This window comes from Mesorhizobium sp. 01N446 (assembly GCF_056399285.1).
Genome location: NZ_JBFTRA010000003.1, coordinates 101,489 through 127,099, shown reverse-complemented (window position 1 = coordinate 127,099; position 25,611 = coordinate 101,489). Strand labels below are relative to the sequence as shown.

Annotated in this window: 26 protein-coding genes, 1 pseudogene and 1 riboswitch; of the genes and pseudogenes, 20 read left to right on the top strand and 7 right to left on the bottom strand. The window is 64.2% G+C overall.

Going from position 1 to position 25,611, the window contains the following annotated elements:
- Window positions 1–86: 86 nt before the first annotated feature.
- A complete protein-coding gene (locus AC1DPX_RS14880; RefSeq protein ID WP_202355331.1) occupies window positions 87–323 on the bottom strand; it encodes a hypothetical protein in 237 nt (78 codons plus the stop codon).
- Window positions 324–535: 212 nt separating this feature from the next.
- Between AC1DPX_RS14880 and AC1DPX_RS14875 the strand changes: the two genes are divergently transcribed.
- Both AC1DPX_RS14875 and AC1DPX_RS14870 read left to right on the top strand, forming a co-directional pair.
- Window positions 536–2,305 (top strand): acyl-CoA dehydrogenase, encoded by a 1,770-nt coding sequence (locus tag AC1DPX_RS14875; protein ID WP_477237682.1) that lies wholly within the window; start codon window positions 536–538, stop codon window positions 2,303–2,305.
- A gap of 31 nt (window positions 2,306–2,336) precedes the next feature.
- Window positions 2,337–3,086 carry a crotonase/enoyl-CoA hydratase family protein gene (locus AC1DPX_RS14870; RefSeq protein ID WP_477237680.1) on the top strand — a complete coding sequence of 250 codons (750 nt, stop codon included), beginning with the start codon at window positions 2,337–2,339 and terminating at the stop codon, window positions 3,084–3,086.
- A 94-nt stretch (window positions 3,087–3,180) separates the two neighbouring features.
- Here the strand turns inward: AC1DPX_RS14870 and pdxH are convergent, their stop codons facing one another.
- The gene (pdxH, locus tag AC1DPX_RS14865) at window positions 3,181–3,798 is read right to left on the bottom strand and encodes a pyridoxamine 5'-phosphate oxidase (RefSeq protein ID WP_477237678.1); all 618 of its coding nucleotides are present in this window, start codon (window positions 3,796–3,798) and stop codon (window positions 3,181–3,183) included.
- Between the two features lie 40 nt (window positions 3,799–3,838).
- Between pdxH and AC1DPX_RS14860 the strand changes: the two genes are divergently transcribed.
- The 4 genes from AC1DPX_RS14860 (at window position 3,839) to AC1DPX_RS14845 (ending at window position 6,886) form a co-directional block, all read left to right on the top strand.
- The gene (locus AC1DPX_RS14860; RefSeq protein ID WP_199644985.1) at window positions 3,839–4,300 is read left to right on the top strand and encodes an RT0821/Lpp0805 family surface protein; all 462 of its coding nucleotides are present in this window, start codon (window positions 3,839–3,841) and stop codon (window positions 4,298–4,300) included.
- Between the two features lie 99 nt (window positions 4,301–4,399).
- Complete coding sequence (locus AC1DPX_RS14855) at window positions 4,400–5,323, top strand: DnaJ C-terminal domain-containing protein (RefSeq protein ID WP_202355327.1); 924 nt, start codon at window positions 4,400–4,402, stop codon at window positions 5,321–5,323.
- Between the two features lie 105 nt (window positions 5,324–5,428).
- Window positions 5,429–6,247, top strand: coding sequence for an enoyl-ACP reductase FabI (gene fabI, locus AC1DPX_RS14850; protein ID WP_202355326.1), 819 nt, complete (start codon window positions 5,429–5,431; stop codon window positions 6,245–6,247).
- A 51-nt stretch (window positions 6,248–6,298) separates the two neighbouring features.
- Window positions 6,299–6,886: a histidine phosphatase family protein gene (locus AC1DPX_RS14845; RefSeq protein ID WP_477237676.1), complete on the top strand. Its 588-nt coding sequence runs from the start codon at window positions 6,299–6,301 to the stop codon at window positions 6,884–6,886.
- Between the two features lie 27 nt (window positions 6,887–6,913).
- Here AC1DPX_RS14845 and AC1DPX_RS14840 read toward each other — a convergent pair whose 3' ends face one another.
- Window positions 6,914–7,174, bottom strand: a complete 261-nt coding sequence (locus AC1DPX_RS14840; RefSeq protein WP_095771047.1) for a DUF1344 domain-containing protein — start codon at window positions 7,172–7,174, stop codon at window positions 6,914–6,916.
- Window positions 7,175–7,358: 184 nt separating this feature from the next.
- On the opposite strand from AC1DPX_RS14840, the gene aroC reads away from it, so the two are divergent.
- Together aroC and ribB are read left to right on the top strand one after the other, a co-directional pair.
- Window positions 7,359–8,477, top strand: coding sequence for a chorismate synthase (gene aroC / locus AC1DPX_RS14835; protein WP_477237674.1), 1,119 nt, complete (start codon window positions 7,359–7,361; stop codon window positions 8,475–8,477).
- Between the two features lie 101 nt (window positions 8,478–8,578).
- Window positions 8,579–9,679: a 3,4-dihydroxy-2-butanone-4-phosphate synthase gene (gene ribB, locus AC1DPX_RS14830; protein ID WP_010914867.1), complete on the top strand. Its 1,101-nt coding sequence runs from the start codon at window positions 8,579–8,581 to the stop codon at window positions 9,677–9,679.
- Window positions 9,680–9,739: 60 nt separating this feature from the next.
- Here ribB and AC1DPX_RS14825 read toward each other — a convergent pair whose 3' ends face one another.
- Window positions 9,740–10,963, bottom strand: coding sequence for an MFS transporter (locus AC1DPX_RS14825; RefSeq protein WP_477237672.1), 1,224 nt, complete (start codon window positions 10,961–10,963; stop codon window positions 9,740–9,742).
- 120 nt (window positions 10,964–11,083) lie between these two features.
- Between AC1DPX_RS14825 and AC1DPX_RS14820 the strand changes: the two genes are divergently transcribed.
- Both AC1DPX_RS14820 and AC1DPX_RS14815 read left to right on the top strand, forming a co-directional pair.
- Window positions 11,084–11,692, top strand: a complete 609-nt coding sequence (locus AC1DPX_RS14820) for a TetR/AcrR family transcriptional regulator (RefSeq protein ID WP_477237670.1) — start codon at window positions 11,084–11,086, stop codon at window positions 11,690–11,692.
- Window positions 11,693–11,788: 96 nt separating this feature from the next.
- Window positions 11,789–12,772, top strand: a complete 984-nt coding sequence (locus tag AC1DPX_RS14815) for a hypothetical protein (protein WP_477237668.1) — start codon at window positions 11,789–11,791, stop codon at window positions 12,770–12,772.
- 116 nt (window positions 12,773–12,888) lie between these two features.
- Here the strand turns inward: AC1DPX_RS14815 and bluB are convergent.
- Window positions 12,889–13,473 (bottom strand): annotated as a pseudogene (gene bluB / locus AC1DPX_RS14810) (5,6-dimethylbenzimidazole synthase); the annotation flags it as partial.
- Window positions 13,474–13,566: 93 nt separating this feature from the next.
- A riboswitch (cobalamin riboswitch) is annotated at window positions 13,567–13,747 on the bottom strand.
- A gap of 178 nt (window positions 13,748–13,925) precedes the next feature.
- Between bluB and AC1DPX_RS14805 the strand changes: the two are divergent.
- The 6 genes from AC1DPX_RS14805 (at window position 13,926) to AC1DPX_RS14780 (ending at window position 18,973) form a co-directional block, all read left to right on the top strand.
- Complete coding sequence (locus AC1DPX_RS14805; RefSeq protein ID WP_202355321.1) at window positions 13,926–14,852, top strand: histone deacetylase family protein; 927 nt, start codon at window positions 13,926–13,928, stop codon at window positions 14,850–14,852.
- A 3-nt stretch (window positions 14,853–14,855) separates the two neighbouring features.
- Window positions 14,856–15,107, top strand: a complete 252-nt coding sequence (locus AC1DPX_RS14800; protein ID WP_013532792.1) for an exodeoxyribonuclease VII small subunit — start codon at window positions 14,856–14,858, stop codon at window positions 15,105–15,107.
- A gap of 99 nt (window positions 15,108–15,206) precedes the next feature.
- Window positions 15,207–15,473 (top strand): DUF2277 domain-containing protein, encoded by a 267-nt coding sequence (locus AC1DPX_RS14795; protein ID WP_010914875.1) that lies wholly within the window; start codon window positions 15,207–15,209, stop codon window positions 15,471–15,473.
- Between the two features lie 40 nt (window positions 15,474–15,513).
- A complete protein-coding gene (locus AC1DPX_RS14790; RefSeq protein ID WP_202355319.1) occupies window positions 15,514–16,434 on the top strand; it encodes a pirin family protein in 921 nt (306 codons plus the stop codon).
- 183 nt (window positions 16,435–16,617) lie between these two features.
- Window positions 16,618–18,531 carry a 1-deoxy-D-xylulose-5-phosphate synthase gene (gene dxs, locus AC1DPX_RS14785; RefSeq protein WP_477237666.1) on the top strand — a complete coding sequence of 638 codons (1,914 nt, stop codon included), beginning with the start codon at window positions 16,618–16,620 and terminating at the stop codon, window positions 18,529–18,531.
- Window positions 18,532–18,679: 148 nt separating this feature from the next.
- On the top strand, window positions 18,680–18,973 hold the full coding sequence (locus AC1DPX_RS14780; RefSeq protein WP_477237664.1) for a hypothetical protein: 294 nt from the start codon (window positions 18,680–18,682) through the stop codon (window positions 18,971–18,973).
- Here the strand turns inward: AC1DPX_RS14780 and AC1DPX_RS14775 are convergent.
- Entirely contained in the window at window positions 18,970–19,371 is a 402-nt protein-coding gene (locus tag AC1DPX_RS14775; RefSeq protein ID WP_477237662.1) for a GFA family protein, read from the bottom strand. The genes AC1DPX_RS14780 and AC1DPX_RS14775 overlap by 4 nt on opposite strands.
- 162 nt (window positions 19,372–19,533) lie before the next feature.
- On the opposite strand from AC1DPX_RS14775, the gene AC1DPX_RS14770 reads away from it, so the two are divergent.
- The 4 genes from AC1DPX_RS14770 (at window position 19,534) to AC1DPX_RS14755 (ending at window position 24,636) form a co-directional block, all read left to right on the top strand.
- The gene (locus AC1DPX_RS14770; RefSeq protein ID WP_477237660.1) at window positions 19,534–20,298 is read left to right on the top strand and encodes a TlyA family RNA methyltransferase; all 765 of its coding nucleotides are present in this window, start codon (window positions 19,534–19,536) and stop codon (window positions 20,296–20,298) included.
- Window positions 20,295–21,533 (top strand): class I SAM-dependent RNA methyltransferase, encoded by a 1,239-nt coding sequence (locus AC1DPX_RS14765; protein WP_477237658.1) that lies wholly within the window; start codon window positions 20,295–20,297, stop codon window positions 21,531–21,533. Before AC1DPX_RS14770 ends, AC1DPX_RS14765 begins: the two co-directional genes overlap by 4 nt.
- A gap of 141 nt (window positions 21,534–21,674) precedes the next feature.
- Window positions 21,675–24,233 (top strand): caspase family protein, encoded by a 2,559-nt coding sequence (locus AC1DPX_RS14760; protein ID WP_477237656.1) that lies wholly within the window; start codon window positions 21,675–21,677, stop codon window positions 24,231–24,233.
- A 136-nt stretch (window positions 24,234–24,369) separates the two neighbouring features.
- Window positions 24,370–24,636 (top strand): PsiF family protein, encoded by a 267-nt coding sequence (locus AC1DPX_RS14755; RefSeq protein WP_477237654.1) that lies wholly within the window; start codon window positions 24,370–24,372, stop codon window positions 24,634–24,636.
- Between the two features lie 210 nt (window positions 24,637–24,846).
- Here AC1DPX_RS14755 and AC1DPX_RS14750 read toward each other — a convergent pair whose 3' ends face one another.
- Window positions 24,847–25,563: a transglutaminase-like cysteine peptidase gene (locus tag AC1DPX_RS14750; RefSeq protein ID WP_477238257.1), complete on the bottom strand. Its 717-nt coding sequence runs from the start codon at window positions 25,561–25,563 to the stop codon at window positions 24,847–24,849.
- Window positions 25,564–25,611 lie beyond the last annotated feature (48 nt).

Sequence of the window (25,611 nt, the reverse complement as noted above, 5' to 3'; positions counted from 1 at the left end):
GTTTTCAAACAGGGGGTCCCCGTTGATCAAACACCGATGGTGAACCGCTATGGTTAAGGAATGCTTCTCTATGCAGGGGCGTAGGGCTAGCGCCGGCTGAACGGCTGGAATTCGAACGGGTCGGGCGCGGGCTCTTGCTGGAGCGTGCCTTCGGCGACGCGCTTGCGGTGGTGGGCGAGCGAACATTGCGGCGAGCACAATATGCCGCGATCCGACCAGTAGGCCGCGCCGTGCTCCAACTGGCCGCCGTGATGCCAGAATCCCGTCGCGCGGTAGGGCAAGCCGCATTCGATGCAGCGATAGGCGTCGGGTCTGGCGAGCATGGACGGTTCCGGTCGGCTGGTTCTGGTCTGTCGGGGGTCGGCTTGATACGGCGTCCGTTGAATTTAATACAGGCCGGCGCGATTGCAAAATCCACGTGACAAAATTTGACGTTTACGTAAAAAGAAACCGGGAGACCGCCCAAAGGCGGATGGTTTTACGGCCGCACCGGCTCTAGGTTGGCGAGGCCGATGCATCAGGAGGATCGAGCGGCATGTATCGGGCACCGGTCGAGGATATCGCGTTCACGCTGAAGCATGTGGCGGGTATGAAGTCCGCTCTCGATGCCGGCACGTTCGGCGATCTCGTTGAGGATCTGGTCGATGCCGTCCTTGGCGAGGCCGGCCGTTTCGCCACCGAGGAGGTGGCGCCCCTCTACAAGATCGGCGACGAACACGGTGCCGTGCTGAAAGACGCCGCCGTCACCACGCCGCCCGGCTGGAAGGACCTTTATCGCCGCTGGATCGATGGCGGCTGGAACGCGCTGTCCGGCCCTGAAGACTATGGCGGCCAGGCGCTGCCGACCATGCTGGGCGTCGCGGCGCTCGAAATGTGGAACTCCGCCGCCATGGCCTTCGGCATTGGCCCGACGCTGACCATGGGCGCGGTGGAAGCGCTCGACAAGCATGCCTCCGAGGCGCTCAAGGCGAAATATCTGGCAAAGCTCGTCTCCGGCGAGTGGATGGGCACGATGAACCTGACCGAACCGCAGGCGGGCTCGGATCTCGCCGCCTTGCGTTCGCGCGCCGAGCCCGCCGGCGACGGCACCTATCGCATCTTCGGCCAGAAGATATTCATCACCTATGGCGAGCACGATTTCACCGACAACATCATCCATCTGGTGCTGGCGCGGCTGCCGGACGCACCGGCCGGCACGCGCGGCATCTCGCTGTTCCTGGTGCCGAAATTCTTCGTCAACGATGATGGCTCGCTCGGCGGCCGCAACGACGTGTTCTGTTCCGGCCTCGAGCACAAGCTCGGCATCCATGCCTCGCCGACCTGCACCATGATCTATGGCGACGGGTTCCAGGGCGCCAGGCCCGGCGCCGTTGGCTGGCTGATCGGCGAGGAGGACAAGGGCCTCGCCTGCATGTTCACCATGATGAACAATGCGCGGCTTTGCGTCGGCATGCAGGGCGTCGCGGTCGCGGAAGCCGCGACGCAGAAGGCGATCGCCTATGCCAATGAGCGCCGCCAGGGCAAGGCGGCGGACTATGCCGGCGCCGGCATGGCGCCGATCGTCCATCACCCCGACGTGCAGCGCAATCTCCTGACCATGAAGGCGCTGACGCAGACGGCGCGGGCGATCAGCTATTCCTGCGCCCACGCCATCGACATGGCCCGGGTCTCGGATGGCGATCAAGCGGCACACTGGCGCGACCGCGCCAACCTGCTCACCCCGCTGGCCAAGGCATTTTCGACCGATGTCGGCGTCGAAGTGGCTTCGCTCGGTGTGCAGGTGCATGGCGGCATGGGCTTCATCGAGGAAACCGGCGCGGCGGCCTTCTACCGCGACGCGCGCATCGCGCCGATCTACGAGGGCACCAACGGCATCCAGGCGATCGACCTGGTGACTCGCAAGCTGCCGCTCGGCGGTGGCGAGCATGTCCATGGCTTCATCAGCGAACTGGCCGCCGTCTTCAATGCCGTGCGCACTTCCAACCTGCAAGGTTTCGGCCGCACCGCCGATGCGCTTGATGCTGCACTCAGCGACCTGACGCAGGCGACGCGCTTCCTGCAGAAACTGTCGACCGACGGCCGGCTGGAGGAGGCGCTGGCGGGCGCGACGCCGTATCTCAGGCTGTTTTCGCTTGCCGCCGGCGGTGCCTATCTGGCGCGCGGCGCTCTTGCCGACCAGGGCCGGATCGCGCTGTGCCGCTTCTTCGCTGAAAACCTGCTCGGCGAGGCGCGCACCTTGAAGGACCGTGTCATCGACGGCGCGGAGAGCCTCGCTGCCGCCGGCAAGACGCTGATATCAGCTTGAATTCTCACAGCGCTCACCAGGGAAAAAGACCGTGACAGACCATATCCTCGTCGAGCGCCAGGGCGCGATCCAGATCATCCGCATGAACCGCCCCGACAAGAAGAACGCCCTGACGCGTGCCATGTACGCGAAGATGTCGGCCGCCCTTGCCGAGGGCGACGCCGATCCGGCAATCCGTGTCCACGTCTTCCTCGGCGTGCCCGGCGCCTTCTCCTCCGGCAATGACCTTGCCGATTTCATGGTTGTCGCCACCGGCGGTGACGGCGGCACGGAAGTCTGGGATTTCCTGATGGCTCTGGCCAGGGTCGAAAAACCCATCGTCTCCGGCGTCGACGGCATCGCGGTCGGCATCGGCACCACGATCAACCTGCATTGCGATCTGACCTTCGCCACGCCGCGCACCGTGTTCAGGACGCCTTTCGTCGATCTTGGCTTGGTGCCCGAGGCGGGATCGAGCCTGCTGGCGCCGCGCATTCTGGGGCAGCAGGGCGCTTTTGCGCTGCTCGGCCTTGGCGAAGGGTTTTCCGCCGAGCGCGCGAAGGCCGCCGGCCTGATCTACGATGTGGTCGAGGAGGGCGCGTTGGAGGCCTCGGTCCTTGCGGCCGCCGGCCAGATCGCCGCCAAGCCGCCGCAGGCGCTGAAGATCGCACGCGATCTCATGCGCGGCTCGCGCGACGACCTCGTCGCCCGCATCGGTGAGGAAAGCGAACACTTCCGCGAGCGGTTGAAGTCGGACGAGGCGCGCGCCGCGCTCACCGCGTTCATGACCAGAAAGAAATAGCTCGACCTTCTACCTCCCCTCGATGGGGAGGTCGGCCCGCAGGGCCGGGTAGGTGAAGCGCCGATCTGTCCGGCTGAAATCTATTTTCACAACCTCAGGGATAAAGCCGCGCCTTGTCCCAGCCGCCTTTCGCGTTACGGGAAAAAACCACCCGATCGTGCAGCCGGAACGGACGGTCGTGCCAGAACTCGATCGTCTTCGGCATGATCCGGAACCCCGACCAGTGTTTCGGCCGCGGGATCTCGCCGATGGCGTAGCGCGCCGTGTATTCGGCGACAGCCTTCTCCAGCGCAAAGCGGCTTTCCAGCGGCCTCGATTGTTTCGACGCCCAGGCGCCGATGCGGCTGCCGCGTGGGCGTGTCGCGTAGTAGGCGTCGGCTTCGGCGTCGCTGACGATCTCGACCGGGCCGCGAATCCGCACCTGGCGGCGTAGCGATTTCCAGTGGAAACACATCGCCGCCTTCATGCTGCCAAGAATCTCCTGGCCCTTCGCGCTCTCGAAATTCGTGTAGAAAACAAAGCCGCCTTCATCGAACCCCTTCAGCAGCACCATCCGCACATCCGGCATGCCTTCGGCGTCAACGGTCGCCAGCGCCACGCCGTTGGCATCGTTGATCTCACTCTTGGTGGCGTCATCAAGCCATGCGGCAAAAAGGCGAAACGGCTCGGCCGCTTGGGTAAAGTCACCGGTTGTTAACTCTGTGTCACTCATAGTTTTTCTCAAATTGTCACGAAATCAGGGAGGTTGCCGATTGTCGCGTATCGCGCAAGCTTTTGACAGCAGGCAATGGGGCGTTATCGCTTCGGCCAGCGCGAAAGCGGCGATCGTGGCGGCGGCCTTGCCGCTTGCCGCCTGCGGCGCGGGTGGCTTCAGCCTGGAAAAAGCCGAAGTCGACCGCTCGATCCTGACCAGCAGCACGCAGGCTTCATCGGTGCCGGCCGATTCGGATCGCGACTCCGACCAGACGACGATCGGCAACGCGGTGTCATCCGCTGACATCGAACAGCTCGGCGGCCAGGCCGTGCCGTGGGCGAATGCCGGCACCGGCTCACGCGGCTCCATCACCGAACTGGCGGAATTGAAGGACAGGGGCCAGACCTGCCGCCGCTTCAAGGCTTCGCGAGAAAGCTTTGACGGCGTTGCCATGTTCGAGGGTGAACTCTGCCTTGCCAGCGCCGGCGGCTGGCGCATGCAGGGCTTCAAGGCGCTCTAATTTCCGCCTTTGATATGACGCTCCACTACTGGAATTTCTTCCTATGCGAGCGCATATAGGGGGCAAGTATGGACTCAACTCATTTCCAGGGCAGGAAGCATGCGCGACCCGTATGAGGTCCTGGGCGTTGCAAAGAACGCATCGGCCAAGGACATAAAATCGGCGTACCGGAAACTCGCCAAGAAACATCATCCGGACCAGAATCCGAATGATCCCAAGGCGAAGGACCGTTTTGCCGCGGCCAACCAGGCCTATGAGATCGTCGGCGACGAGAAGAATCGTGCCGCTTTCGATCGCGGCGAGATCGACGCCGACGGCAAGCCGCGCTTCCAGGGTTTTGAGGGTGCCGCCGGTGGCGGCGACCCCTTTGCCGGGTTTCGCCGCCAGCAAGGGGCCGGCGGTTCGCGATTCGAATTCCGTTCGGGGCGCCCGGGCGGCGATCCGTTCGACGGCAACAGCGATATTTTCAGCCAGATTTTCGGCGACGCCTTTTCCGGCGCGCGCGGCGCTGGCGACCGCCGCCAGCCGGCGACGGCGGCCGATCTGAACGTCACGCTCGACGTCACCATCGAGGAAGCGGCCACCGCCGAAAAGGTGACGGCGATGTTCCCGGATGGCCGCAAGGTGGCGGTCAAACTGCCGGCCTTTGTCGAGGATGGCCAGACCATCCGGTTGAAGGGGCAGGGCGAGCAGGGGCCGGGCCAGCCCGGCGACGCGCTGGTCAAGATCCATATCCGCCGGCATCCGCGCTACCGCATCGAGGGCCGCGACCTGCATGCCGATCTGCCGGTGTCGCTGGCGGATGCGGTGCTGGGCGCCAAGGTGCCGGTCGAGACGCCGACCGGCAGGCTCGCGGTCAACGTTCCCGCCTGGTCGAGTTCGGACAAGGTGCTGCGGCTCAAGGGCAGGGGTCTGCCGGAAAAGGCCGGCGGCCATGGCGACCTCTACGCCCATGTCCGCATCATGCTGCCGGAGGGCGGCGACAGCGCTCTCGAAGCGTTGATGCGTGGTCAAAAAGGCTGATCCAGCGCTCTTGTCCCCCGAACTGTCCGGTTTGAGCGCTTGAAGGGGCTGTGTGCCTGTGCGATAGGCACTCCACAAAGCACAAACCTTGCGGAGAGCGCTCACATGGCGGGTGGACAGGGCCTGATGGCCGGCAAGCGCGGCCTTATTCTTGGCGTCGCGAACAACAGGTCGATTGCCTATGGCATTGCCAAGGCATGCGTCGACCATGGCGCCGAGATCGCGCTGACCTATCAGGGCGAGGCGTTCAAGAAGCGCGTCGAGCCGTTGGCGGCTGAACTGGGCGCCTTTGTCGCCGGCCATTGCGATGTCACCGATCCGGCGAGCCTCGACGAAGTCTTCGCCAATGTCGCCAGGCACTGGGGCAAGCTCGACTTCCTCGTCCACGCCATCGCTTTCTCCGACAAGGACGAGCTGACCGGCCGCTACGTCGAGACGACGCGCGACAATTTCCTGCGCACCATGGACATTTCGGTGTTTTCCTTCACCACCATCGCCAAGCGCGCCGAGGCGCTGATGACCGATGGCGGCTCGCTGCTGACGCTGACCTATTATGGCGCCGAGAAGGTGATGCCGCACTACAACGTCATGGGTGTCGCCAAGGCCGCGCTCGAAGCCAGCGTGCGTTACCTCGCCGTCGATCTCGGCGGCAAGAAGATCCGCGTCAACGCCATCTCCGCCGGCCCGATCAAGACGCTGGCCGCCTCGGGTATTGGCGACTTCCGCTACATACTGAAGTGGAACGAATACAATTCGCCGCTGAAGCAGACGGTCACGCAGGAAGAGGTCGGCGATTCCGGCGTCTATTTCCTGTCCGACCTGTCGCGTGGCGTCACCGGTGAAGTGCACCATGTCGATTCCGGCTATCACGTGGTCGGCATGAAGGCGGTCGACGCGCCTGACATTTCGACCGTCAAGGAATAGCCCCTCCGTTCATCCTCCGCCCAGGCCCTGGCCCGACCTCCGGAAGACCTGATGTACCCGCTGGTTTATATCGTGCGCCACGGCCAGACCGCGTGGAACGCCGAATTCCGGCTTCAGGGCCAAGCCGACACCGACCTCAATGCCCTTGGCCGCGAGCAGGCGACCGGAAACGGGCGTCGGCTGGCCCAACTTGTCGGTGATCCCGAGGATTTCGATTTCGTCGCCAGCCCGATGCGGCGGACGCGCGAAACGATGGAACGTATCCGCGCCGCGATGAAGCTCGATCCGCTGGCCTATCGAACCGATGTCAGGCTGATCGAGGTCAATTTCGGCGACTGGCAGAGCTTTACCTTTGCCGAGCTCGAGACGCAGTCTCCCGGGGCAAGTCGGTCCCGCGCACTGGACAAATGGAATTTTCAGCCACCCGGCGAGGGGGCGGAGAGCTACCAGATGCTGCTCGAACGGGTGAAACCCTGCTTCGACGAGATCGACCGCAAGACGATCTGCGTGACGCATGGCGGCGTCATGCGCACCCTGTTCCGCATCGTGCTTGACATGGCCGAGGACGAGGCCGCGAACCTGGAGATACCGCAGGATCGCGTGCTCAAACTCGAAGGCCAGAGCCTGGAATGGCTTTAGGCCGGCCTGGGGCGGAACAAATATTCCCTAGTTCGTGTCGCTGTCAGGCAGCTGCATATCGGTCACGACATTCTCGCCATTGGTCACGTCGTAGGCGATGACGATGTCCATGCCCGGCTTCAGCGAGTCGAGATCGGTTTCGGCGTTCAGCTTGTAGGATTTGCCGTCGTCCAGCGTCAGGGTCAGCGCGTCCTTGTCGATCTTCTTGATCAGGCCTTCGGTCTGTCCGGCAAAGGCGGCGGTGGAATAGAGCAGGGCGGCGGCAACAGCGCCAATCAGGGTACGCATGATCGTCCTCTTTGGTCATTGCGCCGGCACTGTGGCGGCGGATCCTCAACGGCGGATGGAAGAAAGCAGAAACCAGCCGAATGTGTCAAAACTTAAACGGCGGGGATGACAGTTTGACCACCGCAAAAAACGCCAATAGAAGGCAGGCTTCAACCGGCTCCGCTGCCGGGCAGGGCACTTTTCCATGTCTCACAACACGTTCGGCCACCTTTTCCGCGTCACCACCTGGGGCGAAAGCCATGGCGCAGCGCTTGGCTGCGTGGTCGACGGCTGTCCGCCCGGCATCCGCTTCACGCGCGACGAAATCCAGGCAGAACTGGACAAGCGCCGGCCGGGACAGTCGCGCTTCGTCACGCAGCGCCGCGAGCCGGACGAGGTGAAGGTGCTGTCGGGTTTCGTCCTCGACGAGGACGGCGAGACGATGATCACCACCGGCACGCCGGTCTCGATGCTGATCGAGAATGTCGACCAGCGCTCGAAGGATTATGGCGAGATCGCCCGCCAGTACCGGCCGGGCCATGCCGACTACACCTATGACGTCAAATACGGCATACGCGACTATCGCGGCGGCGGCCGTTCCTCGGCCCGCGAGACGGCGGCACGGGTAGCGGCGGGTGCCTTGGCGCGCAAAGTGGTGCCGGGCATGGTGGTGCGCGGCGCGCTGGTGTCGATGGGCGAAAAATCGATCGACCGCGCCAACTGGAACTGGAATTTCATCGGCGACGCCGAAAATCCGTTCTTCACGCCCGATCCCGCTTCCGTTCCCGTCTTCACCCAGTATCTCGACGGCATCCGCAAGTCAGGCTCCTCGGTCGGCGCTGTGATCGAGATCGTCGCCGACGGCGTTCCGCCGGGGCTTGGCGCGCCGATCTATGCCAAGCTCGACCAGGACATTGCGTCGGGGCTGATGTCGATCAACGCCGTCAAGGGCGTCGAGATCGGCAATGGCTTCGAGGCCGCGCGCATCACCGGCGAACAGAATGCCGACGAGATGCGCATCGGCAATGACGGCAAGCCGGTGTTCCTGTCCAACAATGCCGGCGGCATCCTTGGCGGCATCTCGACCGGCCAGGCGATCATTGCGCGCTTCGCCGTCAAGCCGACATCGTCGATCCTGACGGCGCGAAAGTCGATCGACAAGGATGGCAACGACGTCGAGGTGATGACCAAAGGCCGGCACGACCCCTGCGTCGGCATCCGCGCCGTGCCGATCGGCGAGGCGATGGTTGCCTGCGCGATCGCCGATCACTATCTGCGGCATAGGGGACAGACGGGCCAGGGGAGTAGGGCAGTAGGGCAGTAGGGCGGCATGCTACCCCCAGCGCCCAGACAGCCAAATTTTTGCTTTCCCCTACTGCCTTACTGCCCTATTCCCCTACTGCCCTGCGAGCAAAGCGAGCGTCCATGCCTTACGACCAGAAAAAGATTGTCGAAGCCATCCGCGCTTTCGAACGCGGCGAGATCGTCGTCGTCATGGATGATGACGGGCGCGAGAACGAGGGTGACCTGATCGTCGCCGCGGTTCACTGCACGCCGGAAAAGATGGCCTTCATCGTGCGCAACACCTCCGGCATCGTCTGCACGCCGATGCCGCGCGAGGAAGCCAAGCGGCTCAATTTGCAGCCGATGGTCGCCGACAATGATTCAGCCCACACCACCGCTTTCACCGTCAGCGTCGATTTCAAGCATGGTACGACGACAGGCATTTCGGCCGACGACCGCACGCTCACCGTGCGCAACCTTGCCAATGGCAATGTCGGCGCTTCCGATTTCGTCCGTCCCGGTCACATCTTCCCGCTGATCGCGCGCGAGGGCGGCGTCCTGATGCGTTCGGGCCATACCGAAGCGGCGGTCGATCTCTGCAAGCTCGCCGGCCTGCCGCCGATCGGGGTCATTTCCGAACTGGTCAATGACGACGGCACCGTCAAGCGCGGCCCTCAGGTGCAGGCTTTCGCCGAAGAGCATGGCCTGAAGCAGGTGTCGGTCGCCGACCTCATCGCCTACCGCCAGCGCAAGGAGACGCTGGTCGAGCGCGTCGCATGCTCCGATATCGACACGCTCGGCGGCAAGGCGCAGGTCTTCACCTACACGCTGCCCTGGGACACGATGCATCACGTCGCTGTCGTCTTCGGCGACATCCGCGATGGCGAGGAGGTGCCGGTGCGGCTGCATTCCGAGGATGTAGTGACCGATGTCTTCGGCACCAGCCATCGGCTGGACGGCATCATGAAGGCGATGGGCGAACGCAAGCGTGGCGTCATCGTCTATCTCAGGGAGGGCTCCGTCGGCGTCGCGCACCAGGAGCGCAAGCGCCCGCTGAGCGGTGACCGCGAGGATCACGAAGAGGCCCGCCGCCGCGAGAACGAATGGCGCGAAATCGGCCTCGGCGCGCAGATACTGAAGGATCTCGGCATTTCCTCGATCAACCTGATCGCCTCGCGCGAGCGCCATTATGTCGGCCTCGAAGGCTTTGGCATCCACATCGCCAAGACCGAGATTCTCTAGGATATGTCGATATTGAGATGAGGCCGGTCGGCCTCATCTCAATTGCACATCTCCTGGCCGTCACTCTGCCGGAACGGCGGCGGCTTCGCACCCGTCCAGCTCGCATCTATGGGTGGCCAGGACGCGCTGGCCGGCGAGCACGGTGGCCAGCGCGATCGTGCCTGATGCCACGGAGACCCAGAACCCGTTCTGCGCGCCGAACGCATCCACCACCGCGCCGGCGGCGAAGGAGCCCAGCGCCATGCCGATGCCGATCCCGGTGGTCACCCAGGTGATGCCTTCGGTCAGCGTCGCTTCAGGCACATGCCGCTCGATCAGGCCAAAGGCCGTGATGAAGGTCGGCGAGATCGCCACGCCGCTGAGGAAGACAGTCAGCGCCAGAAGCGGCACGCTGCCGGCGGTGAGCGGCAGCAGCGTGCCGAGCGCAACCAGGGCGACCGCGATGGCGAGTTGGCGCTGCAGCGGTGCCTTCAGGTTGAGTGCGCCGACAATGATGCCGAGCACGAACGACCCCAGCGCGTAGACACCGATGACGAGGCTGGCGGCGCCGGGCTGGCCAAGCTCCTTGGTGATGGCCACGGTGCTCACTTCGGTCGTTGCGAAGGTGGCGCCGATGAAGATCAGGGCAAAGGTGATGATCTGCACTGGCCGCAGGCGGATCGCCGAGCCGCTCGAGCCATGGTCCACCGCTCGCACTTGCGGTTCGGTCGAGCGCTGCAGGATGAAGGCCGTCGAGCCCAGGGCAAGGAACAGCGTGCTCGCCAGCATGCCCGCCTCCGGAAACAGGGCGGCGCTCAGGCCGACCGACAGCGATGCGCCGGCGATATAGACCAGCTCATCCGCCGCCGATTCGAAGGCGAAGGCGGTGTTCATCTCGGGCCGTCCCCGGAAAAGCTCGGTCCAGCGCGCGCGCACCATGGCCGGCATGCTGGGCATGGCCGCCGCCAGCAGCGAAGACACGAACAGCGTCCAGACCGGCCAGTCCTGATTGGCGGCCGCAACCAGCGTGATGAAGGCGAGCACGGAGACGATTGTCGTGGGCACGACGATCCGCGTCTGGCCAAGGCGGTCGACCAGTCTTGATATCTGCGGCGCCAGGAATGCGTTGGCCAGCGCGAATGTCGCCGAGACCGCGCCCGCCAGCCAGTATTCGCCGCGCGTCTGCGACAGCATCRCCACGATGCCGATCGGCGCCATGGCGATCGGCAGGCGCGCCATGAAGCCGGCGGTTGCAAATCCCTTGGCTCCTGGGGCGCGGAAAATTTCCGAATAGGGGTTTTGCATGATGGTTCCTCGACAAAGACCGGTTTGACAATTACATACGAAGCGTATGAGAAATAGATAGAGCATACGCGGCGTATGTCAATTGGCATACGAAACGTATGTGAATAGGACCAGGCGGAAATGCACAGACCCCGCAAGGAAATGATCGCCGAGACGCGTGCAAAGCTGATCGCCGCGGCCCGCCAGGCCTTTGGCACGATCGGTTATGCCGAGGCGTCGATGGATGATTTCACCGCATCCGCCGGGCTGACCCGCGGCGCGCTCTATCACCACTTCGGCGACAAGAAGGGCCTGCTGCAGGCGGTTATCGCCGAAATCGACGGCGAGATGGCGGCTCGGGTGAATGAGGTCGCGTCGCGAGCGCCGAACCGCTGGCAGCAATTCGTCGACGAGTGCACGACCTATATCGAAATGGCGCTCGAGCCGGAAATCCAGCGCATCATGTTCCGCGACGGTCCGGCCGTGCTGGGTGATCCAGCACTTTGGTCGAATGCCAATGCCTGCGTTGGTTCAATGACCGATCATCTGACCGCGCTGCAGGGGGAAGGGGTAGTCGTCCCGGACGTCGACCCCGAGACCGCCGCGCGGCTGATCAATGGGGCGAGCAGCCAGGCGGCGCAGCGGATCGCCAATTCGAACGACCCAGAGGCGACGTCGAAGATGGTGGTTGCAGCGTTCAAGCAACTGCTCGAGGGACTGCTCAGGAAACCGGCTTCGCAGCAGGGCTAAATCCCCTTTGCGCGCGCCGCTGTCCACCGCCCGCGATTGACAATCCCCGGGTTGAGCGCATCCTCCCCAGCCATCTCTGGAGGGGAGATTCGGGACATGTGGGATTTCGATATCGGCAGGTCGGTGTCCATCATGATGCGGACCTGGCCTTTCATTGTCTTTCGCATGATCGTCTATTTCGGCATCACGCTGGCCTACATCGTGGCGACCGGCACCGGCGCGTCGGTCGGCTATGGCGTCGGCCATATCTCCACGGATCCCGACGGGCCGATGTCCTTTGCCCTGTGGGGCGGCGTGGTCGGCTTCGGCGTGGTTTCGATCGCCGTCTACTGGATCCGCGAATACATCCTCTACGTCGTCAAGGCCGGCCATATCGCCGTCATGGTCCATCTGATCGACGGCCGGGATGTCCCCGACGGCCAGAACCAGATCGCCTATGCCAGGCAGGTCGTGACCGAACGTTTCGCCGAGGCCAACATCCTTTTCGTCGTCGACCAGCTGGTCAAGGGCGCCATCCGCGCCATCACCGGCCTGCTCGGCGGCATCGCCGCCTTCCTGCCCATACCTGGCTTGAGCGGCCTGGTCTCCTTCATCAACACGGTGATCCGCCTGTCGCTGACCTATGTCGACGAGATCATCCTCGGCTACAACATCCGCATCAATTCGTCCTCGCCCTTCGAAACCGCCAGGCAAGGCGTCGTGCTCTACGCCCAGAACGGCAAGACCATGGTGAAGAACGCTGTCTGGCTGGCGGTCATCATGTGGGGCGTGTCCTTCGTGATCTTCCTTTTGATGCTGGCCCCGGCCGGCGCCATTCTCTTCATGATGCCCGGACAACTCGCCGGCTGGGCCTTCGTGCTCGCCATCGTTTTCGCCTGGGCCTTCAAGGCGGCCTTCATCGAACCCTTCGCAATCGCCTGCCTGATGCAGGTCTATTTCAAGACCATCGCCGGCCAGATGCCCGATCCGGCCTGGGATGCCCGTCTGGCCGAGGCGTCGTCGAAGTTCAGGGAGTTGAGGGACAAGGCGCTGGCCTCCTTCGGCGGCTCGCGCTGGGGCACGGCCGGCGCAACGCGCTGATCGGCGGCACATGTGGGCGCCCAGGCGGCGGTGTTTAGGTGTGCCACCGCTGACTTGAGCGATGCCTCGCCTTGCCCGCAAAACGTCTCGCTCATGATCAGTTCGGGCAGCGGCAGCCGCCGGCCCCAGCCATGCGTTTCAAGGTCGGGTTTGGGCGCGAACTCGGAAACCCGGCCGACGCAGAGATAGGCGATCGGCGTCACGTGCTCCGGAATGGACAGCAGGCTCTTCAACGCCTGCGGCTCGATGATGCTGACCCAGCCGACGCCGACGCCTTCGGCGCGCGCCGCCAGCCAGAAATTCTGCACCGCGCAGACCGTGCTGTAGAGATCCATCTCCGGATTGTGCCAGCGCCCCAGCGGCGAACCCTGCGAGCGCCGCCGATCGCAGGTGATGCAGATGTTGAGAGCGCTTTCGCAGATGCCCTCGAGCTTGAGCTTGCGGTAGAGCCCCTGTCTTTCCGCCTCGATTTCAGGCAGTTCCTGTTCGCGCGCGGCCAGGAACAGGTCGCGCACATCAGCCCGCCGTGCGGCGTCGCGGATGACGATGAAATTCCACGGCTGCATGAAGCCGACCGACGGTGCATGATGGGCGGCAAGCAGCAGTCGTGCCAGCACCTCGTCGTCGAGCCCTGTGGGCAGGAAATGGCTGCGCACATCGCGCCGCGTGAACATGGCGCGGTAGATGGCATCGCGCGCCATCTGGTCAAATCCATCGCCCATAGGAGCGGTCATGGTTTCCGGCATCGCTTGTCCCCTTGCGATTGCAATCAATGCCAGCCGCCTGACCATGCGGATGACGATGCCTGCCAGGCCGGCCTTCTGGCTCGGGATCAACCCACGTCCGGTGCCTTCCCGTCATCGACAGTGGCATTTACCGGCGCGGTCCCCCTTACAGCGTTGGGCACGCCACGGAATTCAACCGTGTTCCCGATTCTCCCGCCAGAGCATTTGCAGCCAAGTGGAATCACTTGGCGTCGCAGAATGCGACTAAACAAACAGACCGGCGGGCACCAGGCAGTGGCTGCGACCTTACGCCGAAGCCTTGGCGGCGCCAATCCCCGTAGCGACGCCAATGGACGCAGGCGCGATTTTCCCCAGTCATCAAGCCGCAATGCATGGCCATCGCGGCGCCGGGGCACTAGATAGGGGGCATGGCCACTCGTCTCTACACCCATCCGATCTTCCTGGATCACATCACGCCGCCCGGTCACCCCGAGCGGCCGGATCGCTTGCGCGCCATCGAGCGCGTGCTCGACGACGAGGCCTTCGCCGCGCTTGATCGCGTCAAGGCGCCGGAAGGCGACGAGGCCACCATCCTCTACGCGCACCCCGCCGATTTCGTCGCCCGCGTGCGCGCCGCAATCCCCGAAGAGGGCCTTGCCCGTATCGATGCCGACACCACCGCCAGCCCGAAGAGCTGGCAGGCGGTGATCACCGCGATCGGCGCCGCCAACGCCGCCGTCGACGATGTCTTTGCAGGCCGCGCCGACAATGTCTTCGTCGCCGCCCGCCCGCCCGGTCACCATGCCGAAAAGACTACCGCGATGGGTTTCTGCTTCTTCAACACGGCGGCGATCGCGGCCCGCTATGCGCAGAAGAAGCATGGCGCCGAGCGCGTCGCGGTCGTCGACTGGGACGTCCATCACGGCAATGGCACCCAGGATATCTTCTGGGACGATCCCTCGGTGCTCTATTGCTCGACGCACCAGATGCCGCTCTATCCCGGCACCGGCGCGAAGAGCGAGACCGGCGTCGGCAACATCGTCAACGCGCCCTTGGCGCCACGGACCGGCGGCGAGGTGTTTCGCGATGCTTTCCTGTCGCGCGTGCTGCCGGCGCTCGACAATTTCGCGCCCGATCTGATCATCATTTCGGCCGGTTTCGACGCGCATCACCGCGACCCGCTGGCCGAGATCAACCTGACCGAGGACGATTTCGACTGGGCGACCGGCCAGCTGATGCAGCGCGCCGCGCGCCACAGCGGCAACCGGCTCGTCAGCCTGCTCGAGGGCGGCTACGATCTGCAGGGACTGGCATTTTCGGTCGCCGCCCATGTCGGGCGACTGATGAAAGGGTGAATGATGGCTGGTGAAACCAATGAAGACGTCAAGGCGATGAGCTTCGAACAGGCGCTCGACGCTTTGGAGAAGATCGTCGATGATCTGGAGCGCGGCGACGTGCCGCTCGACCAGTCGATCCGCATCTACGAGCGCGGCGAGGCGCTGAAGGCGCATTGCGATCGGCTGCTGAAGGCCGCCGAGGACAAGGTCGAGAAGATCAGGCTGTCGCGCGACGGCAAGCCGGTCGGAACCGAGCCGCTCGACGCGGATTGAATGGCGGTCTTGCCTTACCGGTTTTTGGACACGATCATGGCTGAGGATTAAGCTCGTCCCGATTGAAACGGCTCCAGGACAAGAGGAGATACGGAAACGATGTGCAGAAACATCAAGACCCTGTTCAATTTTGACCCGCCCGCAACCAATGACGAAGTCCGCGACGCTGCCCTTCAGTTCGTCCGCAAGCTGAGCGGAACGACACGGCCGTCGAAACAGAACCAGCATGCGTTCGATCACGCCGTCGAAGCCATCGCGGCATCGGCGCGCGAACTTCTTGATTCACTCGAAACCAACCAGCATCCGCGCAATCGTGAAGAGGTGGCGGCCAAATTGCGGGCAAAGGCGGCGATCCGCTTCGCCTGATGCCGCCAAAATGGCCATCGCGCGCTGACAAGGAGAGTTCATGAGCTTCTTCCCGGGGAAAGACCCTGAAGCCGGCGACGCCTTTGCCAGCGATCAGATCGAGCTGATGGTTATCCCGAACGCCAAGGACATTGGYGGCTTTGAGGTCCGTCGCGCTTTGCCGACCGCCAGGAGGCGTCTGGTCGGGCCGTTCATCTTCTTCGACCGCATGGGGCCGGCAATCCTGCGGGCGGGCCAGGCGCTCGACGTCCGTCCCCACCCGCATATCGGCCTGTCGACGGTGACCTATCTGTTCGACGGCAAGATCAGGCATCGCGATTCCCTGGGCACCGAAATGGTGATCCAGCCCGGCGACGTGAACCTGATGACCGCCGGCCGCGGCATCGTGCATTCCGAGCGCACGCCGGAGGAATTGCGCGGCGCGCCGATGTCGGTCTCCGGCCTGCAGACATGGCTGGCACTGCCCGATGGCAAGGAGGAAGTGGCGCCTGTGTTCGAGAACACTGCCGCCTTGCGGCTGCCCGAGATCGATGCCGAAGGCGTCCGCGGCCGCATCGTCATTGGTGATTTCCAGGGACTGCGCTCCCCGGTGCGGGCCGATACCGAGACGCTCTACGCCGACCTCAGGCTGGCGCCCGGCGCCAGCATAAAGATCCCGGCCGATGCAGAAGAACGCGCCATCTACACGCTGGAAGGCGAGGTCGCGATTTCGGGCGACGTCTTTCCGGCCGAACGGCTGCTGGTTTTCCGGCCCGGTGACGAGATCATCGTATCGTCGCAAACCGGTGCGCATTTCATGCTGTTCGGTGGCGCCTCGCTCGGCTCGCAGCGCTACATCTGGTGGAATTTCGTCTCCTCGTCGAAGGAACGCATCGAACAGGCCAAGCAGGAATGGAAGACGGGCCGCTTCGATATAGTTCCTGGGGATGAGGAAGAGTTTATTCCGCTGCCGGAAAACTAAGGAATATCGCCCAAAAGCGGCCCGGTTTCGGGACCACGATATGCATGAAAACAAGGACTTGAAAGCGCGGGCAAAAGCTGTTTCGACGCGCTGTCCTTTTGGGAGCAGACCCGCGTCACAGACACGCATTTACTTTCGCAGGCCGGCGGCCTATCCCGCCGTTGAACAGAAAGCCTGAGCACCGTGAACGCAACGCCGCATACACCGCTTCTCGACAAGGTCCGCATTCCGGCGGATTTGCGCGCGCTTGACGAGAGCGAACTGCCGCAACTGGCGTCCGAGCTTCGCCTCGAATTGGTCGACGCGGTATCTCGCACCGGTGGCCATCTCGGCGCCGGCCTTGGCGTGGTCGAACTGACGGTGGCGCTGCACTATGTCTTCAACACCCCTGACGACCGGCTGATCTGGGATGTCGGCCACCAGGCCTATCCGCACAAGATCCTGACCGGCCGCCGCGACCGCATCCGCACATTGCGCCAGGAAGGCGGTCTGTCTGGCTTCACCCGCCGCGCCGAGAGCGAATACGATCCCTTCGGCGCCGCGCACTCCTCGACATCGATCTCCGCCGGCCTCGGCATGGCCGCCGCCCGCGACCTCTCCGGCGGCCGCAACAATGTCATCGCCGTCATCGGCGACGGCGCCATGTCGGCCGGCATGGCTTATGAGGCGATGAACAATGCCGGCGCGCTCGATGCCCGGCTCATCGTCATCCTCAACGACAACGACATGTCGATCGCGCCGCCCACCGGCGCCATGAGCGCCTATCTGGCGCGTCTGGCCTCGGGCAAGGCCTATGCCGGCCTGCGCGACTTCGGCAAGAAGCTGACATCCTATCTCGGCAAGCGCGCCGACCGCGCGATTACAAGAGCGGTCGAGCATGCACGTGGCTATGTCACCGGCGGCACGCTGTTCGAGGAGCTCGGCTTCTACCACATCGGCCCGATCGACGGTCACAATCTCGAGCATCTGATCCCGGTGCTGAAGAACGTCCGCGACAATGGCGAAGGCCCGGTGCTGATCCATGTCGTCACTCAGAAGGGCAAGGGCTACGCGCCGGCGGAAGCCGCCGCCGACAAATATCACGGCGTCAACAAGTTCGACGTCATCACCGGCGCGCAGGCCAAGGCGCCGGCCAACGCACCGGCCTACACCAAGGTGTTTGCCGAAAGCCTGATCAGGGAAGCCCGCGAGGATGAGCGCATCGTCGCCGTCACCGCCGCCATGCCGAGCGGCACGGGGCTGGACCTGTTCGGCGAAGTGTTCCCGTCAAGGACCTTCGATGTCGGCATTGCCGAACAGCATGCTGTGACCTTCGCCGCCGGTCTTGCGACCGAAGGCTACAAGCCGTTCGCGGCAATCTATTCGACTTTCCTGCAGCGCGCCTACGACCAGGTCGTCCATGACGTCGCGATCCAGAAACTGCCGGTGCGTTTCCCGATCGATCGCGCCGGTTTCGTCGGCGCTGATGGCGCCACCCATTGCGGCGCGTTCGATACCACCTTCCTGGCGAGCCTGCCGGGCTTCGTCGTGATGGCGGCGGCCGACGAGGCGGAACTGCGCCACATGGTGCGCACCGCGGCAAGCTATGATGGCGGCCCGATTGCCTTCCGCTATCCGCGCGGCAATGGCGTCGGCGTCGACATGCCGGAGCGCGGTTCGGTTCTCGAACTCGGCAAGGGCCGCATCGTCAGGGAAGGCACCAAGGTGGCGCTGCTGTCCTTCGGCACGCGCCTGCAGGATTGCCTGATCGCAGCCGAGGAACTCGGCGCGGCGGGGCTTTCCACCACCGTTGCCGATGCCCGCTTCGCCAAGCCGCTCGACGAGGATCTGATCCGCCGGCTCGCCCGCTCGCACGAGGTTCTGGTCACAGTGGAGGAGGGCGCCATTGGCGGCTTCGCCAGCCACGTGCTGCAGTTCCTCGCTCATGAGGGACTGCTGGAAAGCGGCCTGAAGGTGCGCCCGCTGGTGCTGCCCGACGTGTTCGCCGACCACGCCAAGCCGGAAAAGATGTATGCCGATGCAGGGCTCGACGCCGCCGGCATCGTACGCACCGTTTTCACCGCGCTCGGTCATACGGCCCGCGCCCAGCGTGCCTGATTCAAAACCTCAAGCGCTTGAATCAGTTTGCCGTCTTGATTTTGTAACGCATTGTTAACACTGCCGTTTGGCGTTTTGCTTACCGTATCCCTTGGCCGTTTTTCAACGGCACCCTGCTAGACCGGCATCAGGCAGGGAGACAAAAACAATGAAGACGCTTCTGTGCGGCGTGGCTTTTCTGACCATGATCGCTGCACCCGCCGCCGCCGAGACGCGCTATGACCGCAATCTCGAAAAGGCGGCGCTGGGCATCGTCGCCAGCAAGATGGGTGATATCCGCGGCGGCTTTTCTTACAGGCAGGTGCCGCAGCTCGTGGTCCTGCCGGATCCCGTTACGCCGCCCGCCATCGCCACCGAGCATCCTGCCGTGCAGGCATCGGGGGATCGGGACGACGGTTTGTCTCCGGCCGTCGAGCGCCAGGTGTCGCGGACCATCTTCTAGAACCACATATCGCGCACGCAGCGGCCATCGCGCGGCAGGTCGTCGTAGGTGTCGAGGCCATCGAAATGGTCGATCGGCAGATCGGCGACGGCCTCGGGCGGCGCCAGCCTGACGTTGACGGCGATGCGCGTTCGGCCGGAGGTGCCGGCGCGCAGGCCGCGCCAAGCGAGCACGCAGGCGCAGGTCGGGCAGAATAGGATTTCGAGCGAAGGCGCATCCTTTCCGGCGCGCGTATAGCTGCCCGTCAGCCCCGAAACGCGAATGCGCTCATTGACATAGTCATAGGCCCAGAGCGTGCCATAGCGACGGCAAAGCGTGCAGTTGCAAGCTGTCACCGGCCCGGGATCGCCTTCCAGCGTCCAGTGGGCTGCGCCGCAGTGGCAGGTTCCCGTCAGCATTCGTTCTCCCCCGAGTTGCGACGATGAAGGTTCTCCTATTACCCATTTTCCGGACCCGATGCGATGCACGCAAGCCGCCACGCGGCCCGATGCTTTCGCCGCTCTTTCCTTCGTCCGCCCCAATGTCCTTGCCTTCGCTGCCGGCTTTCGCCATGAAGGCCGATGAACTTGCCTCTGCCAGCCAACACCCGCCAGCGGCTCGACGACCTGCTCGTCCAGCGCGGCCTGTTTGCCAGCCGCTCGCGTGCCCGCGACGCGGTCGAACGCGGCACGGTGACGGTTGACGGCACCGTTGCCCGCAAGCCCGGCCAGAACGTTTCACCGCAATGCCTTGTTGCCATCGACGATCCGGCGCAAGGCTATGTCTCGCGCGCGGCGCTTAAGCTCATCGGCGGGCTCGATCACTTCAGCCTCGATCCGGCTGGTCGCGAAGCGCTCGACATCGGCGCCTCGACCGGCGGGTTCACCCAGGTGCTGCTGGAGCGTGGTGCTGCCCATGTCACCGCGATCGATGTCGGGCACGGCCAGATGCATCCCGATGTCGGCAAGGACCCGCGTGTGACGGTCATCGAGGGCCTGAACGCCCGCGATCTCACCATCGCCGATCTTGCCGGCCGTGTCCCGGGGTTCATTGTCTCGGACGTCAGCTTCATCTCGCTGAGACTGGCGCTGCCTCCGGCGCTCGCGATTGCCAAGGCTGGCGCCGCCGCGATCTTCCTGGTCAAGCCGCAGTTCGAGGCGGGGCGTGAGGCGATCGGCAAAGGCGGGCTCTTGAAAGACCCCTTCGATGCCGCCCGTGTCGCCGGCCTGCTGCAGGACTGGCTGGACGCCGTTCCCGGCTGGCGCTCGCTCGGCTTGCACCTGTCGCCGATCGAAGGCGGCGACGGCAATCGCGAATTCCTGCTCGGTGGGATCAAGGATCGATGAGCGCGCGCTTCACCATCAAAAAGCTTGGCGCCCAGGGCGACGGCATCGCCGAAACCGAAAGCGGCGACCTGTTCATTCCCTTCACCCTGCCTGGCGAGATCGTCACCGCCGCACGCGAACGGGATCGCGCCACGCTGATGGCGGTGCTGGAGGCCTCGCCGCTGCGCATCGAACCCGCCTGCCGCCATTTCACCGAATGCGGCGGCTGCGCCCTCCAGCATTTCGAGGCCGAAGCCTATCACCAGTGGAAACGCGACAAGGTGGTGCACGCGCTGAAGGGCATTGATTGCGGCATCGACGCGCTGGTCGCCTGCGCGCCGCACACGCGCCGCCGTGTCGTTCTCGCCGCGCGGCGCACCGAGACAGGCATGCTGCTCGGTTTCAACCGTCATCTGTCGCCGGAAATCATTTCCATCTCCGAATGCCCGATCTCGCTGCCCGAGATCGTCGCGGCACTCGACCGGTTGCGGGCGCTGGCAGACTTGATATGCGCAACCACCAAATCGTTCCGCATGGCCGTCACCGCGACGGGCTCCGGCCTCGATGTCGCGGTGCATGAGTCCGGCAAGCTCGGCGAACACCAGCGCCGCATCGCTTCCAATTTCGTCCTGGCGCAGGGCTTTGCCAGGCTGTCCATCGATGACGAGATCATCATCGAACCGCGCAAGCCCGTGGTGATGTTCGGCAGCGTTGCGGTCGCCGTGCCGCCCGGCGCCTTCCTGCAGGCGACCGAGGCTGCCGAACGGACCATGGCCGACATTGTCGGTGGACATCTGAAGCGCGCCAAGAAGGTCGCCGATCTTTTCGCCGGTTGCGGCAGCTTTGCCTTGCGGCTGGCCGAGAAGTCGGAAGTGCACGCGGTGGAAGGCGATGCCGCGGCCCTCGCCGCGCTCGATCGGGCGGCACGTTTCGCGACCGGTTTGAAGCGGGTGACGGCCGAACGCCGCGACCTGTTCCGCCGGCCGCTGACATTCAAGGAGTTGAACGCCTTTGATGGACTAGTCTTTGATCCGCCGCGCGCGGGTGCCGAGGACCAGTCCAAGCAGATCGCCCGCTCGGATGTTCCCTTCGTCGCCGCAGTGTCCTGCAATCCGGTGACGCTGGCGCGCGACCTGCGCATCCTCATCGACGGCGGCTATAAACTGAAAGGCGTGACGCCGATCGACCAGTTCCTGTGGTCACCCCATGTCGAAGCGGTCGCCCTGCTGGAAAAGCCGAGAAAAAGGCGCGGCTGAGCCGGCTGATGATCACGTTTGGTTGAGACCGGGCACTTCAGCCTCTCTCGGCCCAAAGCGGCCGGATTGACGCCGCAAAGCCGCCTTTTTGCCCCGGCCTAGTCCGGCCGGGGCGGAAACATCGGTACTCTCACCTGACGGATGATCGTAATGCGGACGGTCTCGAAACTCCTCGCTTTTTTCCTTGCCCTCTCCATTTTCGCGTTCGGGCCGACAGCCCTGGCGCTGGCGCAGAGTCAAAAACGTCTCGCCTTCGTCATCGGCAACGCCGCCTACCCCTCGGGCGCGCTGGCGACGCCCGCCAACGACGCTGGCCTCATCGCCCAGACATTGCAGGCGGCGGGGTTCGACGTGGTCGGCGCGCGCGATGTTGACCAGGAATCGCTGCGTGGCGCCTATCGCGATTTCCTCGCCAAGGTGACGGCTGCCGGTCCCGACGCGGTAGTGTTCGTCTATCTGGCCGGCCAGGGCCTGCAGTTCGAGGGTGAGAACTATTTCGTGCCCGTCGATGCGCAGATCGCCAACGCCGCCGACGTTCCGATGGCCGCTGTGCGGGTCTCCGACCTCACCAAGCCGCTTGCAGCACTGCCGACCAAGGTCAACATCGTCGTGCTCGACGCGGCGCGGCCAAATTCCTTCGCCAGGTCGAACCAGCCGCTGGCCGGCGGCCTTGCGCTGGTCGATCCAGACCCGAACATGCTGATCGCCTTCAACGCCGCCCCCGGCACGGTCGCGCCGGAGGGCAAGGGTCCTTATGGCGCTTATGCGCAGGCGCTCGCCGAGATGATCAGGGATGGCGGCTTGCAACTGGGCGATGTGTTCGATCGCACGCGCCTGCGCGTCAACGAGGTGACGCAAGGCGCGGAACTGCCCTGGGACGAGTCGAAGATCACGCAGCCCTTCCTCTTCTTCGACCGTGGCCCGGATGCCCCGCCGCCGCAGGTTTCATCGGCCGAGATCCGCACGATGCGGACCAAGGAAATCCGCGACTTCGACGCGCATGACGCCTATATCGCCGCTCTCGATCGCGACACGATGCGCAGCTACGAGGACTTTCTGGTCGCCTATCCCCACGATCCCCTGGCCAGGCGCGTGCGCGCCATCCTGGCGGCGCGGCGCGAGGCGATCACCTGGCGCCAGACCTGGCTGAGGGACACGCCCGAAGCCTACTGGTCCTATCTCGATCGCTATCCGCATGGCCCGCACGCCTGGGATGCCCGCCGCCGGCTAGAACATTTCGATGCTGCGCTCGAACCGCCGCAGGGTTTTGCGGTCTACGCCTACGACGTGCCGCCGCCACCACCCGATGAGATCGTCTATGTCGACCGGCCCGTGCTCTATTTCGACGACCCGGAATTCGATTTCGCACCACCGCCGCCCGTGACGGTGATCTTCCTGCCGCCACGGCCGCGCGACTTCATCGAACTGCCGCCACCGCCGCCGCCTGCCGGCATCTTCCTGCTGCCGACGCCCGTCTTCGTGCCTGTGCCGGCCTGGGTGAACCCGCCGCATGACATCCTCCCGCCACCGAACGACGTCATCTTCAACAACATCCACAACACCACCATCGTCAACAACACGACGATCAACGAGAACAATAACCAGGGCGGTGGCCTCACCACCGGTCAGAAGCTGACTGCTGGCGCCGTGGGCCTGGGTGCGGCCGCGCTGGCAACGAAGGTGGCGTTGCCGGCCTTCCTGCAGAAAAAGGAAACCGTGCTGTCCAAGCAGAACCCGGGTGGCCTCCCGCTGAAGCCGGGGCAGGGTGGCCAGCAGCCGGGCGGTGTCACGCCGCCATCGAAGACATTGCCCGCCGACAAGCTGACAGGTCATGCCTTGCCCGGCGCCGACGGCAAGGTGCTGCCGCTCGTCAATGGCAAGCCGGTGCTGAATGGACAGAACCTGCCCAACACCCCGAACCTGCCTAAGCAGAACCCGGGCGGCCTCCCGCAGAAGCCCGGGCAGGGTGGCCAGCAGCCGGGCGGTGTCACGCCGCTATCGAAGACATTGCCCGCCGACAAGCTGACAGGTCATGCCTTGCCCGGTGCCGACGGCAAGGTGCTGCCGCTCGTCAATGGCAAGCCGGTGCTGAATGGACAGAACCTGCCCAACAACCCAAATCTGCCAAAGAACAACTCCACGAAGCTCCTGAACAAGCAGGCCACGGCAAGTGGAAACGCCGTGACCGGCAACCCGGCGGTGAATGGACAAAACGGCGCCAATGGCCAGGGTGACGGGCAGGCCCAGAATGGTATCGGCAAGACCGGCAAGGATGCCAAGTTGCGCAAGATCCCGGGCGCCAACGGCACGCCAGCGGCGAATGGCGTGAACAACCCATCGGCGGCCAATGGCCAGAATTCAGGCCAGAACCCGCCCAACGGCAAGCTCAAGAAACTTCACAATCAGGGCTTCGGCCAGGCCAATGGGCAAGGCAATGGGCCCCTGGGCGACGGCAACGGTCCCAAATTCCACAAGTTTGCTGCCAACGGAAGCGGTGGCGGCAATGTCCAGCAGAAATTCAAAGTCAGCAATGGCAACCCTCAGCTGAAGGTGCTGGGTCAGCCCAAGCCGCAGAGGCCGGAGTTCCATGCCCAGCCGAAGCAGCAGGTGCAGCGGCAGGCACAACCAAGGCCGCCGCAGCCGCCGGCCGGCAAGAAGCCGTCTTGCGGGCACCCCAATGAGCCCGCTTGCAAGAAATAGCGTGTGGGACCGCGAAGATGCCGCGCGACACACGATGCCATCACAACTTCGTGGTTGCCCAAGGCCAAGATTGCGCGCCGCTTTGGCGCGCTGTTACGAGTCCATATTGGGTGGGGCGCCCAAGGGAGTAACCACAATGCGGATTGCAAGCGTTCTGACATCCATCGCCGTGGCCGGGTTCATTGCGACGGGAGCTGCCACGGCAGCCACCACGGCGCCCGCCACCACCACCACAGCCCCGGTCGCCGCTCCCGCGAAAAAGGCAAAGACGACTGTCATGACGCCAGAGAAAACCGCGATTTCGAAGCAATGTTCGGCACTCGCCGATGCCCAGAAGCTGCACGGCAAGGCACGCGAGAAATTCCGGGCGGACTGCAAGAAGAACGGTGGCAAGGCCACCTGATCAGCGCCTGTTCCCGGCTATCGTTGCCAGCCTTCCCCGCCGGGGGAGGCTGGCGGCAGTTCCGGAAAACATGAATAGGGTTCTGCTCTGAAGCCGGGTTCTTTGGGCTCGGTCAAGGGCGCATGACACGGTCGCCGAATATTCCATCCCGAGCGCTGGAAAGGCACCGGCTATCCGCGGCGCCTGCACCACTGCGGCCTGAAAGGTCGCTCAGTCCACGAGCTTGGCAACGTTGGTGAGGGTCTTCGGCGTACCGCCCCGCCGGTTGATCGACACCCAGATATTCGGGTTCTGCTGCGACTGGCGTTTGACGAAGTAGTAGCCGGTCGCGTTCCAGGGCCGGATTTCGTCGACCAGATTGTCGAGGACCAGGTCGCCCTTGTCGGTCTTCACCGTCAGGATGGTGTGTCCTTCATTGTCGAGGTCGTGGACCACGGTCATCAGCAGTGCCTGCCGGGGGAATCCGGCCTCCTGAAGAAGCTTGCGCTTGTAGAGCGCGTAGATCTTGCAGTCGCCCTTGCCGTCGACCGGGTAGTCCCAGTGGTCGGCCATCGTGCCCCAGTGGTCGAAATTGCTGACGGGCTTGATGGAACTGTTCGCCTTCTGGTTTATCCGCTTCAGGGTGCGCAGGTTCTGCGCCGTCAGCTTGACACTGACGGCCGGTAGAGCGGGCACCTTGCACTCTTTTGGCCGGCGATGACAGAAATCGACCCACCCGTAGGGAATGCTGGTGGGGCCGCCAACCGCGGCAAAGCGTGAGGCATCCGAGGACGATTGCGTCTTCCCGAACAATGTCGACTGCTGGGGCAAGGTGGATTGCGCTGACGCCGAACTGACATCCAGCGACGTTGCGCCAATCAGCGAAACACAGCCAAGCAGGAACGAGGAAGTCAGGACGCCGAGGGAACGCAGCACTGGCAACACCATCGCACGAGAGGATCGATCAAAGCTAATGTGGCGATCGTGCGCGATCAA